This is a genomic window from Caballeronia sp. NK8, assembly GCF_018408855.1.
GTDB lineage: Bacteria > Pseudomonadota > Gammaproteobacteria > Burkholderiales > Burkholderiaceae > Caballeronia.
The window spans coordinates 587,852-599,562 of the sequence record NZ_AP024323.1 but is presented as its reverse complement, the minus strand read 5'-3'; the positions used below and the strand labels follow the sequence as shown (position 1 = coordinate 599,562).

Here is an 11,711-nt window from a genome sequence, read left to right as displayed (position 1 = left end):
TCCGCCTGCATTGCTGCACGCTCGTTCCCTTGAGTATAGTTATGCAAAAGTCCATCATGGCACTATAAAAACACCCGATCGATATGCAAAAAAAGGCCATGCCAACCGGCAAGTTCGATCTCTCCCGGCTCAACTGGGACGATCTGCGCTTCTTCCTCGAAGTCGCCCGCACGCAGCGCGCGAGCGGCGCGGCCAAGCGCCTGGGCGTCGATTACACGACGGTCGCGCGGCGCGTGCGCGCGCTCGAGGACGCGCTCGGCACGCTTCTGTTCGACAAGTCGCGCAGCGGCGGATTCATTCTGACCGCCGAAGGCCAGCGGCTGCTCGGCTTCGTCGATTCGATCGAGACCACGGTGCAGTCCGCGACCGAACAGATCGCCAATACGGGACACGCGCTGTCCGGGCATGTGCGCGTCGGTTCGACGGAAGGGTTCGGCTGCTTCTTTCTCGCGCCGCAGCTCGCGCGCTTTCAGGACGCGCACCCGAACATTTCCATCGACCTGTTGCCGGTGCCGCATTTCGTGAGCCTCTCCAAGCGCGAGGCGGATATCGCGGTGACGCTCGAGCGACCCGAACAAGGCCAGTATGTCTATACGAAGCTGTGCGAATACCGGCTCAAGCTCTACGCGACCACCGAATATCTCGACGCGCACGAACCGATCCGCACGAGCGACGATCTGCGGCATCATCGCTTCGCGAGTTATATCGACGATCTCGCGTTCAGCTACGAACTGCTGTATCTCGAACGCGCGGTGCCGGGCGCGGTGTCGCGCTGGCGCAGCACGAGCGCGATCGCGCAATACTTCGCGGCGCTGCAGGGCCGCGCGCTCGCGATCCTGCCGTGCTTCATGACGTCGCCCGATCCGCGCTTCGTGGCGGTGTTGCCGGAAGAGATCGTCGTGACGCGCGCCTTTTATCTCTCCTGCCGCGAGGATCTGCGCAAGCTGAAGCGCATCACGGCGGTATGGGACTATCTGCGCGCAGCGGCCGAAGCGAACCGCGCCTTTCTGATGGGCAACGATACACATATGGCGTGGGTCGACGTAAAGTCATCCTGATTAACAGGCAATTTTTGACACTGACGATGACGCGAACGTGTTAAGCGCGAACGCGCATTCGCGCGACACAAAATTTGACCCGAATAATTCGTGGAATTTTGCTTCGATGTCCTCGTGAAACATCAAAAGCGCGCCAAGCATCCGGCATAATCGCCGGCCAGTTTCATTGCTTTGCCGTGGAGAGCGCGGCGCACTCCATCCCCGTGATTTTTCTTATTCTTTTTTCCGTCGGCCTGACACGCCGCCGCGCGCGCTGATGGCTTTCGTCATCTGGTCACGGCGGACCATGTCCCGCCAGCGCATCCGTTTCGTCGAAGCGCGCACCGCGCGTGCGATCGCCATCATCGGCGCCATCACCCTGCTGGTGGCGGCGCTTGCGCTCGGCATCGCGATCGGCACGATGTTCGCACGCAGCCATCTCGGCGAGGAACAGGCGCTGATTTCGCGCCGCTCGTACGAGATCGAAGAGCTCGGGCGTCTCCAGGCCGCGCTGATCGAGCTGACGCCGCGCGTCGAAGGGCTGTCCGCGCAGGTGAACGAGCTGCACAATTTCGACGACCGTCTGAAGGCCGCTCGCGGCACGGGGGGCACCCCGGGCGTGCACGACGTGCCGCCGCTGCCCGACACCGAGGAGCCGGCGGCGTCGCTCGACGGCGCCGGCGGCCCGGCGCTGCCGCCCCGGCTATGCGATATCGAGCGTGCTGGCCACGGCACGCCTCGCCAGCGTCTGAAGGGCACGCAACGGATCATCGACTGCCTGAACGACGAAGTGTCCCAACTGCAGACGCAGACGCTTGCGCACTATGCCGCGTACATGGCGTTTCCCGGCCGCAATCCCGCGCCCGGCGCGCGCAGCGGCTCGCCCTACGGCAACCGTCTCGATCCGTTCACCGGGCATCTCAGCTTTCATCCCGGCCTCGATCTCGTCGCGCCCACCGGCACGCCGATTCTCGCCAGCGCGGGTGGACGCGTCATTCAGGCTGGCGAGCGCAACGGCTACGGCTTCGCGGTAGATGTTCGTCACAGCAACGGCATGGTGACGCGCTACGGGCATGCATCGCGCATCCTCGTGAAAGCCGGCGATTACGTGATGCCCGGACAGGAGATCGCGGAAGTCGGTTCGACCGGGCGCTCCACGGGCCCGCATCTGCATTTCGAAGTGATCGTCGACGGCGCGCAGATCAATCCATCGTCCTATCTCGCGCTCTTCAAGCGCAAGCCCAATGCGCAAAGTTGACTCGAAGCGGCTGTCGCTGCAACTCACTCGCCAGTCCTATTCGCTCACGCCCAAGCGCGGCGCAAGCGTCTGGCTCGGTTTGATCGCCGCCGCATGCGCCGTCGCCGCGCTCGGCGCTGCGGGTTTCGCGCTCAAGCGCTCGCATGAGGATGTGCGCAAGTTCGACGCGCTCTGCGCGCCGCCCGCCTCGGAACAGACGCTGCGCGACCAGCTCGCGCACGCGCAACTCGCGCTCGAACAGGAAGCGGCGAGCCGCGCATCGCTCGAACAGCGCGTGGCGGACAGCACCGCCGAGATCCAGCGCCTGAAGACCGATCTCGCCTTCCTCACGAAACAGCACAAACCCGATTGAGCGCACGCTCTTCGCGCAACCCTTTACCGCATCGCAAGGACTCGACATGTTTTCATCGAAGAAAGGCACATCCAACGGCATCAAGATGGCCAAGCTCGCGACGCTCGTCGCGCATAACGTCCATATTTCGGGCGATCTCGAGTTCAGCGAGGGCCTGCGCATGGACGGACAGGTCACGGGCAATGTCTCCGGACGCCCCGGCGAAGAGACACTGCTCGTCGTCAGCGATCAGGGCGCGATTCGCGGTAATGTGAACGCGTACAACGTCATCATCAACGGCTGCGTGACCGGCGACGTCACCGTCTCGCATTTCGTCGAACTTCAGTCCAACGCGCGCGTGCTCGGCAACATCTACTACCAGCAGTTGCGCATGGATATCGGTGCGACGGTCGAAGGCAAGCTCACCCGGATCGATACGCAGTCCACGCATATCCCGACGCTGCCCGCGCCGCCCGAATACGGCGTCGATCTCGCCGCGAGCTGAGCATAAGCAGCGAGCAACGGGTGATCGACGCTCGTTGGCAACACCGCGCATGTCCAGCTAAGATTCGATAGATGGAGGCCACGCGCTCGCGCCCCGAGCGAATCGCGACTTCGAGCGCCCATCGACGCGTGGCCGGTGACATCGAAATACATAACAAGGGCGCCCCCATGCTGGTCAATTGCGCGGCTTATCAGAACGGCCGAAAGCTCGCGGACGTGCATATCGACGAGATCAACGCGTATCGCGACATGCCCGACTCTTTCATTTGGGTTGCATTGAAGGAGCCTGGTCCCGGCGAACTCGCGCACATGACGCAGCAGTTCGGTCTGCACGAGCTGGCCGTCGAGGATGCGCAGCACGGTCATCAGCGGCCGAAGATCGAGGAATATGGCGATTCGCTGTTCGCGGTCTTTCACACCGTGGAGTTCGATGAAGAAGGCGAAGTGCTCGTCGGCGAGGTGAACGTGTTCGTCGGCCGGAACTATGTTCTCTCGGTGCGCAACCGCACGACACAAGGCTTTCAGGAAGTGCGCAAGCGCTGCGAGCGCGAACCGCATCTGCTCAAGCACGGGCCGGCGTTCGTGATGTATGCACTGCTCGATGCCGTCGTCGACCGATACTTTCCCGTGCTTGAGACCCTCGGCGCGGAAGTGGACGAAGTGGAAGAGCGCATCTTCGAGCAGAAGGGCTCGGTGGAGTCGCGCGAGATCATCGAGGATCTGTATTCGCTCAAGCGCCGCATGACGATTCTGCAACACCATACGGCGCCGCTGCTCGAAGCCGTCAGCAAACTGTATGGCGGGCGCTCGCCTGGTGTGTGTTCGGGCATGCAGGAATACTTCCGCGACGTGTATGACCATTTGCTGCGCATCGTGAAGACCATCGAGGGACGGCGTGAAATGATCGTCACGGCGATTCAGGTGAATCTCGGCCTGATCGCGCTGGCGGAAAGCGAAGTGACCAAGCGCCTCGGCTCGTTCGCCGCCCTGTTCGCCGTGCCGACGATGATCGCCGGCATCTACGGGATGAACTTCAAATCGATTCCGGAGCTCGACTGGGTATATGGCTATCCGACCTGTCTAGCGGTGATGGTTGTCGTCGATCTGGTGCTTTACTGGCGCTTCAGGAAGGCGGGATGGCTGTAGCGCTGCCCGCATTTACGGAACCTTAGGGCGAAATTAGTTGTCTAATCAATCGATTTGCGCGAGAATAGCGCTTTGGCCTTGCAAAATCGGCCATCGACCGCACATGACGTTAGCACGCCAGGCGCGCTAACTTCCGCAGCTTCAACGCAGAACACGTTTCAACCCGCACGTCGGCTTTGCTGCTCGCCGATGTCGCCGTCCCGGACATGCCGGCCACGGCGCGCCGCAATTGCGGTTCGCCCTGTCTTTCCGGCCTATGCCGTCAAGCTCACAGTGAGCCTGAAAGAGAGACGCGGCGCGCTCGCATCACGTTCAGTCGTGCAGGGCGCGTCAGGCCACGCGTTACATCGCCTCTCGTGCCGCGCAGCGACGATGCCTTCGTGCAACGCTGCGCGGCTCCTCTTTGGTGCGAATGCGCGGCGGGACCTATTATCAATCACAACAGGAGCTCCATATGGCGAAAGAAGAACTGATCGAACTCGACGGTATCGTTGACGAAGTGCTTCCCGACAGCCGCTATCGCGTCACGCTGGACAACGGCGTCGTCGTGGGCGCGTACGCCTCGGGCCGCATGCGCAAGAATCACATCCGCATTCTCGCTGGCGATCGCGTCACGCTGGAACTGTCGGTGTATGACCTGACCAAAGGCCGTATCAATTTCCGTCACAAGGACGAGCGTGCAAGCGGTGGTGGCCCGCGCCCGCCGATGCGCCGCCGTTAAGCGCCGCGCAACACTCTGACGTCCTGACCGCAGCAACGAGCGTGAGCCCGATCCGCAGCACGCGCTTCTGAATTCACTCGCGGATCATCCTGCACTTCGACGCGGCCGCTTGGCCATCTGGCTGTGCCACGCGTCGATGCCCCCTCTCTCCTCAAGCCGCGCCGCGCGCCGCCAGCAGCGCATTGATACCGATCGCGAAGCCGTCTTCGTCGTTGCTCTTCGAGACGAGGCTCGCGTGACGCTGCACGGTGTCCGATGCCTGTCCCATCGCGATCGACACGCCCGCGATCTCGAACATCGCCATGTCGTTGCCCATGTCGCCGAGCACGGCCACGCGTTCGAGCGGCACGTTCGCGATCCGCGCGAGTTCGCGCACCGCCGTGCCCTTGTTGGCTTCGAGACTCGTGACATCGAGATAATAGGTCTGCGAGCGCGCCGCGTGACCGCGCCCTTCCAGTTGCTTCTGCAAGCCGCTTTCGACGCGCGCGAGCAGCACCGTATCGGCCGTCGAGCCGACGATCTTGTCGACCGCAGCGAGATCGATGTCGTCGAAGCGCGCGACGCGTACCCCCTCGTAGCCGACAGTGCGCGTCTCCAGGGGCACGTAGGTCGCGTCGGGATTGGTCAGATACCACGCATCGTCGATGAACACCCACGCGTCGACATTCGCGGCGGCGAGCGCTTCGAGCGAGGTCTGCACGACATCGCGCGGCAGCTTGTGCGATGACAGCACTTCCCACGTGCGCGGCCGAACCAGACTGCCGCCGTTGTACGACGCGTAAGGCATATCGACCGAAAGCGCCTCGACGATATGCCGCATGCCCTTGCCCGGCCGGCTGCTCGCCACCGTGAAGCGCACGCCCGCGTCCTGAAGACGCCGCACGGCGTCCTTCGCGGGCTCGCCGAGCGCCTTGTCGGTGTAGAGCAGCGTGCCGTCGCAATCGGTGACAACGAGTTCCACTTTGGCGAGCGCCTCGAAGGCCGCCGCGCCGTCGCCGGTCGCGCTGTGCAGGCCGTACTTGCCTTGCGCGTTCATCAGTTCGTCTCCTCACGACGATTGAAGTGCGGCAACTGGCGCGTCTCGCGCACCGAGCGCGGATGCCACAGCCGCGCGCCGCCTTCGATGCCCGCCGCGTTCGACACGATCGCCACGTTGTCCGGCAGCTTGAACTTGATGTGCGCCGCGTTGCCGCCGCCGATCCACAGACGGTCATAGTTCACGAGCGTCGCCAGAATGCCGATGATCTTTTCCACCCGACGGCTCCAGCGCTTCTTGCCCGCCTTTTCGCGCGCCGCGTTGCCGACGTATTCGTCGTAGGTCTTGTCCTTCGCGACCGGATGATGCGCGAGTTCGAGATGCGGCATCAGCTCGCCATCGCGAAAGAGCGCCGTGCCCGCGCCGGTGCCGAGCGTCAACACCATCTCGATGCCGCGCCCTTCGATCGCCGCGAGTCCTTGCATTTCCGCATCGTTGATCATGCGCGCGGGCATGCCGCCAAGACGCGCGGAGATCAGTTGCGCGAGCGGCACGCCGCGCCAGGCCGGCGTGCCGAGATTCGGCGCGGTCAGCACGACGTTGTCGCGCACGACGCCCGGAAAGCCGATGGAAATATGCGTCGGCGGTTCGGTGACGATCGGCGTCACCAGCTCGATCAGCGTTTCGACGACCACATCCGGCTTCGCCGGATGCGGCGTCGCCACGCGCACACGATCGCTCTTCATCTGGCCGTCCTCGGAAATGACGGCCGCTTTCAGCCCCGTCCCGCCGATATCGATCGCGAGAATGCGCTCGGCCTTGATCGCGAGTTTGTCCGCCGTGACGTGCGTTTTCTGCTTGGTTCTGGATTCTGTGCTCACGCTCGTTGTCCTTGTTGGATGAGTTCAGTCCTGCTTGCGCGTATCGGTCAGTGCGCGCCACTTGCGGCCGTCCTGCGCCAGCAGTTCATCGGCCTCTTCCGGTCCCGCGCTGCCCGCCGCATAGCCGTGGACGGCGAGCGGGCTGTCCGGATGCAGCACGCGATCCACCGCAGCCCATGCCGTCTCGATGCTGTCCGCGCGCTGAAACAGCGTTGCGTCGCCGAGCATGCAGTCGTAGAGCAGCGTCTCATAGCCGACGTTCGCGCGCTCCGCGAAGAAGTCGGCGTAGTTGAAGGTCGAACGCACCTTGCCGATCTGCATCAGCGGGCCGGGCACCTTCACGTTGAAGTCGAAACTTGTGCCGTGCGCGGGATCGATGCGCAGCGTGAACACGTTCGGCGTGAGCGCATCGACGGGAGTGTCGCGGAACAGCAGGAACGGCACGGCCTTCAGTTGCACCGAAATTTCCGTGCGCCGTTCGGTCAGGCGCTTGCCCGTGCGCAGATAGAACGGCACGCCCGCCCAGCGCCAGTTCTCGACGTACACGCGCGCCGCCGCATAGGTTTCGGTGCGGCTGTCCTTCGCCACACCCTCTTCTTCCCGGTAGCCCGGCCCCGCCGGTCCGGCTTCGTACTGGCCGAGCACGACATCGTTCGCCGTCAGCGGGCGGATCGCATCGAACACTTCGGCCTTGCGGTCGCGCACGGATTCGGCATCGAACGAATTGGGCGGCTCCATCGCCACCATGCCGAGCAACTGGAACAGATGGTTCGGCAGCATGTCGCGAAACGCGCCGGTCTGCTCGTAGAACTTGCCGCGCCCTTCCACGCCGATCGTCTCCGCCGCCGTGATCTGCACGTTGTCGATGTACTCGCGCCGCCAGACAGGCTCGAACATCGCATTGGCGAAGCGCACGGCGAGAATGCTCTGCACCGTGTCCTTGCCGAGAAAATGGTCGATCCGATACACCTGCGACTCGTCCGCGTACTTGAGAATGCAGCCGTTGAGTTCCCGCGCGGACGCGAGATCGGTCCCGAACGGCTTCTCGATGACGAGCCGCCGGAAATTGCCGTCCTTCTCTTCCAGCATGCCCGCTGCGCCGAGATGCTCGATGATCGGCTGGAAAAAGCGCGCGCCCACCGCGAGGTAGAACATGACGTTGCCGGACTTCGCCCTCGCGAGCCGCGCCTTGAGCCGCGCGAAGGTCTCGTCTTCTTCGAACTCGCCCGGAAAGTATTCCAGCCTGCCGACGACCCAGTTCCACGCGTCTTCGTTCAGTTGCGACAAGTGGAAAGTCGCGGCCTTGTCCGCGGCGAACTTGCGCAGCGACTGCGTGAGCTCGTCGCGCCATTCGGAGGTTTCGCGCTCGCCGTGATTCACGCCGATGATTTCCATGCCGTCGTCGAGCAGCTTGTCGGCCGACAGGTTGTAGAGCGACGGCATCAGCAACCGCTTGGTGAGATCGCCGCCCGCGCCGAAGATCACGAGTGTGCACGGCGGCGCGGGATGTTTGCCGGCGCACGTTGCGCTCGCCGGCTTCGCTTCATTCGATTGGTTCGTTTCGTTCGCTTCGTTCGCTTCTTTCGGCATGGCGTATCGCCCCTTGTCAGTTGCGCGTGAATCTGGAAAGACCTTCATCGATGCGGCACAGTTCATTCGAACAATGCGTCACAGGCACTTGCATCGAAAAACGTATACGTTTTGTAATTTATAACCTTTCGTGTCGTAAAATATGCGCGCTTGCGTCTGCGCTCGCGCACCCTGCGACATCGAACGAATCAAAGGCCGACACTCCGCATGAACGCACACGACACTTCCATCGACCTTACCGCGTACTTCGAACGCATCGGCTTCGGCGGACCCACGCGGCCCGCGCCGACGCTCGACACCTTGCGGGCGCTGCATCTGCTGCATCCCCAGGCGATTCCTTTCGAAAACCTCGACGTGCTGCTCGGCCAGCCAGTCAGGCTCGATCTGGCGTCGATCCAGCAGAAGCTGGTCGCGAACCGGCGCGGCGGCTATTGCTACGAACACAACCTGCTGTTTCGCAGCGTACTGCAGACGCTGGGTTTTCGCGTGCGCAGCTTCGCGGGCCGCGTCCTGTGGGGCCGCGATGCAGCGGCGGACATGCCGGCGCGCACGCACATGCTGCTGCTCGCTGACCTCGACGAAGGCACCTTCCTCACCGATGTCGGCTTCGGCGGCATGACGCTCTCGGCGCCGCTGCCGCTTCAGACGGGCATCGAGCAGATCACGCCGCACGGCGCGTTCCGTCTGGACGATGCCGGTAACGAGCCACCCGCCTTCATTCTGCAGGCGCTCGTGAACGGCGCGTGGACGCCCGTCTATCGCTTCGACCTCGACGCGCAGTATGACGCCGACTACGAAATGGCGAACCATTTCGTGTCCACCTACCCGCAGTCGGTTTTCGTGCACAACCTGCTTGCCGCGCGTCTTGCGCCGGGCAAACGTTTCGGCCTGTTCAACCGGCGCTTTTCCGCGCACGACGAACACGCTGGCAGCGAGCATCGCGAACTGGAGAGCGTGGCCGAGCTGCGCCGCGTGCTCGAAAGCGAAATCGGCATTCGTCTGCCCGCTAGCGACGGTCTCGATGCCGCGCTCGCACGGCTTCCCTGACCCACCAAGCTTAATCACACAACGACGATGTTCAAGAAGAAGACGCGCGGCGGCAGCGATTTCCAGACGCATCACCGCAGCACGGTGCTCGTGAACCGGCTGCCCGCATGGCGCTCGCGCTTCGTGCTGATCGGCGTGACGGCGGCCTTTCTGACGCTCGCCGGACGCGCGCTGTGGGTGCAGGTGATCGATCACAAGTTCTACATCGGCGAAGGACAGAAGCGCTATCAGCGCACGCTGGCGCTTTCGGCGACGCGCGGGCGCATCGTCGATCGCAACGGCGCGATGCTCGCCGTGAGTCTCGCCACCTACGAAGTGTGGGCGACGCCGAAGCTCTTCGACGGCGACCACGGCAACGAGATCGCCCGCCTGCTCGACATGCCGCCGAAAGACCTGCAGCGGCGCATCGACGGGAACCGCGCGTTCGTGTTGCTCAAGCGTCAGGTGGAAGCGGAAACGGCCGAGCGCATCGCGCAGATCGGCCGCGCGGGCATCACGCTCGCGCCGGATACGAAGCGCTTTTATCCCGAAGGCGAATCGGCGGCGCACGTGGTCGGCTTTACCAATAACGAGGATCACGGGCAGGAAGGCGTCGAACTCGCCGCCGACGCGCGCCTGACGGGCGAAGCCGGCCAGCGCGAAGTGATCCGCGACCGGCTCGGGCGCGTGATCTCGCAGATCGGCGAGCCGGCTCTGCCGCAGAACGGCGAGACCATTCAACTGACGATCGACCGGCGCATCCAGCAGCTCGCGCATACGCAACTGAAGGCGGCGATCGTGAAGCACAAGGCGCGCGCGGGCAGCGTCGTCGTGCTCGATGCGAAGAACGGCGAAGTGCTCGCGCTCGCGAACTATCCGAGCTTCGATCCGAACGATCGCGCACGGCTCACCGGCGAGCAGTTGCGCAACCGCGCGCTCACCGACACCTTCGAACCCGGCTCGACGATCAAGCCGCTCGTCGCCGCGCTGTCGATCGACCTCGGCAAGGTCCGCCCGGACACGCGCATCGACACGGGGCCGGGCACCTTCAAGCTCGGTCCGAACGTGATTCACGACACCTCGAATCACGGCGTCATCACCGTGGCCGAAGCGGTGCAGATGTCCAGCAACGTCGCGCTGACGAAGCTCGCGCTGCAGCTTCCCGCGCAGACGATCTGGGACAAGTACCGCGAATACGGCATCGGCCGCGCGCCCGAGCTGACCTTCCCGGGCGCCGCAACCGGCCGTCTGCGCTCGCCCGAGCGCTGGAAGCCGATCGAGCAGGCGACCATGGCCTACGGTTACGGGCTGTCGCTTTCGCTCGTGCAGATCGCGCAGATCTACACCGCCTATGCCGGCGACGGACGCTTTCACCCGGCCACGCTGATCCAGGGCGAAACGCGCCGCGACTCGCCGCAGGTGACCAAGCCCGCGACCGCGAAGGCCGTGCGCAGCATGCTCGAACTGGCGACGGGCGACCACGGCACGGGTCGCGCGGCGGCGGTCGAAGGCTATCGCGTGGGCGGCAAGACCGGCACGGCGCGCAAGCAGGTCGGGCGCTCGTATGCGGCGAACAAATACCGCGCGTCCTTCGTCGGCATCGCGCCGATGAGCGATCCGCGCGTGATCGTCGCCGTCATGATCGACGAGCCGACGGGCGGCACCTACTACGGCGGGACGGTCGCCGGACCGGTGTTCTCGGGCATCGTCGGCGCGGCGCTGCCGCTGCTCGGCGTGCCGCCCGACGCATGATCGCAGGCAGACGGGCGCGGCCCTTGCTGCATCGAACCTGACCGGACCGTAAAGAGCCTGTGCTCTAATATCGTGTTCGGCACCCAGCGATCAAACGGGATAGACCATGAAAAAACTCGCCGCGGCGCTCGCGCTGCCAGTGCTCTTCGCCGCCTGCGCCCAGTTTCACAACGAAGATGCGGGACAGCCCGAAGTCGAAAAGTCGTCGACCGAGAACAAGGTGAACGGCATCGTGCAGTGCATCGCCGGCGAAGCGAAGAAGCATGACGCCAAGTATCAGCAGACCGCGATTCCGCAAGGCGTGATGCTCGAATTCGGCGATTCGAACGTGATCAAGGTCCGCTACGACAACGGCGAGACCACGTATCGCTTTTATCCGGGCCAGCGCCATCCGTCGAATCTGTGGATCGAGGGCGCGGGCAAGAAATGCGCGCCGGCCGATCCGACGAGCCAGGACGCCCCGCAGAAATAACCCACGCACATCGAAAG

The 11,711-nt window shown here is 63.9% G+C and carries 12 protein-coding genes; 9 read left to right on the top strand and 3 right to left on the bottom strand.

Annotated elements, in window-relative coordinates; translation table 11 throughout:
* Positions 1-83 precede the first annotated feature (83 nt).
* From NK8_RS17420 to infA, 6 genes are all read left to right on the top strand, one after another.
* Positions 84-1,058, top strand: a complete 975-nt coding sequence (locus tag NK8_RS17420; protein WP_213230223.1) for a LysR family transcriptional regulator — start codon at positions 84-86, stop codon at positions 1,056-1,058.
* Between the two features lie 286 nt (positions 1,059-1,344).
* The gene (locus NK8_RS17415) at positions 1,345-2,295 is read left to right on the top strand and encodes a M23 family metallopeptidase (protein ID WP_162067350.1); all 951 of its coding nucleotides are present in this window, start codon (positions 1,345-1,347) and stop codon (positions 2,293-2,295) included.
* Positions 2,282-2,647, top strand: coding sequence for a hypothetical protein (locus NK8_RS17410; RefSeq protein WP_213230222.1), 366 nt, complete (start codon positions 2,282-2,284; stop codon positions 2,645-2,647). The genes NK8_RS17415 and NK8_RS17410 overlap by 14 nt, the downstream gene beginning before the upstream one ends.
* 46 nt (positions 2,648-2,693) lie before the next feature.
* A complete protein-coding gene (locus tag NK8_RS17405) occupies positions 2,694-3,131 on the top strand; it encodes a polymer-forming cytoskeletal protein (RefSeq protein ID WP_162067348.1) in 438 nt (145 codons plus the stop codon).
* A gap of 167 nt (positions 3,132-3,298) precedes the next feature.
* Positions 3,299-4,276, top strand: coding sequence for a magnesium/cobalt transporter CorA (corA, locus tag NK8_RS17400; protein ID WP_162067347.1), 978 nt, complete (start codon positions 3,299-3,301; stop codon positions 4,274-4,276).
* A gap of 454 nt (positions 4,277-4,730) precedes the next feature.
* Complete coding sequence (gene infA / locus NK8_RS17395; RefSeq protein ID WP_061174359.1) at positions 4,731-4,997, top strand: translation initiation factor IF-1; 267 nt, start codon at positions 4,731-4,733, stop codon at positions 4,995-4,997.
* 151 nt (positions 4,998-5,148) lie between these two features.
* On the opposite strand, the gene NK8_RS17390 is transcribed toward infA, so the two are convergent.
* The 3 genes from NK8_RS17390 to zwf all read right to left on the bottom strand — a co-directional run bounded on the left by NK8_RS17390 (position 5,149) and on the right by zwf (position 8,444).
* On the bottom strand, positions 5,149-6,033 hold the full coding sequence (locus tag NK8_RS17390; protein ID WP_213230221.1) for an HAD family hydrolase: 885 nt from the start codon (positions 6,031-6,033) through the stop codon (positions 5,149-5,151).
* On the bottom strand, positions 6,033-6,797 hold the full coding sequence (locus NK8_RS17385; protein WP_213230395.1) for an ROK family protein: 765 nt from the start codon (positions 6,795-6,797) through the stop codon (positions 6,033-6,035). Before NK8_RS17385 ends, NK8_RS17390 begins: the two co-directional genes overlap by 1 nt.
* An 81-nt stretch (positions 6,798-6,878) precedes the next feature.
* Positions 6,879-8,444, bottom strand: coding sequence for a glucose-6-phosphate dehydrogenase (gene zwf / locus NK8_RS17380; protein WP_213230220.1), 1,566 nt, complete (start codon positions 8,442-8,444; stop codon positions 6,879-6,881).
* A 207-nt stretch (positions 8,445-8,651) separates the two neighbouring features.
* Here zwf and NK8_RS17375 point away from each other — a divergent pair, with 207 nt between their 5' ends.
* The 3 genes from NK8_RS17375 (at position 8,652) to NK8_RS17365 (ending at position 11,694) form a co-directional block, all read left to right on the top strand.
* Positions 8,652-9,491, top strand: a complete 840-nt coding sequence (locus NK8_RS17375; protein ID WP_213230219.1) for an arylamine N-acetyltransferase — start codon at positions 8,652-8,654, stop codon at positions 9,489-9,491.
* 27 nt (positions 9,492-9,518) lie between these two features.
* The gene (locus NK8_RS17370; protein WP_213230218.1) at positions 9,519-11,222 is read left to right on the top strand and encodes a penicillin-binding protein 2; all 1,704 of its coding nucleotides are present in this window, start codon (positions 9,519-9,521) and stop codon (positions 11,220-11,222) included.
* A 106-nt stretch (positions 11,223-11,328) separates the two neighbouring features.
* Positions 11,329-11,694 (top strand): hypothetical protein, encoded by a 366-nt coding sequence (locus tag NK8_RS17365; RefSeq protein WP_162067342.1) that lies wholly within the window; start codon positions 11,329-11,331, stop codon positions 11,692-11,694.
* The last annotated feature ends 17 nt before the right edge of the window (positions 11,695-11,711 follow it).

Bases quoted from the DNA above. Each gene is read 5' to 3' on its own strand.
- NK8_RS17420 (WP_213230223.1), top strand. From the start codon at position 84: ATGCAAAAAAAGGCCATGCCAACCGGCAAGTTCGATCTCTCCCGGCTC.
- NK8_RS17415 (WP_162067350.1), top strand. From the start codon at position 1,345: ATGTCCCGCCAGCGCATCCGTTTCGTCGAAGCGCGCACCGCGCGTGCG.
- NK8_RS17410 (WP_213230222.1), top strand. From the start codon at position 2,282: ATGCGCAAAGTTGACTCGAAGCGGCTGTCGCTGCAACTCACTCGCCAG.
- NK8_RS17405 (WP_162067348.1), top strand. From the start codon at position 2,694: ATGTTTTCATCGAAGAAAGGCACATCCAACGGCATCAAGATGGCCAAG.
- corA (WP_162067347.1), top strand. From the start codon at position 3,299: ATGCTGGTCAATTGCGCGGCTTATCAGAACGGCCGAAAGCTCGCGGAC.
- infA (WP_061174359.1), top strand. From the start codon at position 4,731: ATGGCGAAAGAAGAACTGATCGAACTCGACGGTATCGTTGACGAAGTG.
- NK8_RS17390 (WP_213230221.1), bottom strand. From the start codon at position 6,033: ATGAACGCGCAAGGCAAGTACGGCCTGCACAGCGCGACCGGCGACGGC.
- zwf (WP_213230220.1), bottom strand. From the start codon at position 8,444: ATGCCGAAAGAAGCGAACGAAGCGAACGAAACGAACCAATCGAATGAA.
- NK8_RS17375 (WP_213230219.1), top strand. From the start codon at position 8,652: ATGAACGCACACGACACTTCCATCGACCTTACCGCGTACTTCGAACGC.
- NK8_RS17370 (WP_213230218.1), top strand. From the start codon at position 9,519: ATGTTCAAGAAGAAGACGCGCGGCGGCAGCGATTTCCAGACGCATCAC.
- NK8_RS17365 (WP_162067342.1), top strand. From the start codon at position 11,329: ATGAAAAAACTCGCCGCGGCGCTCGCGCTGCCAGTGCTCTTCGCCGCC.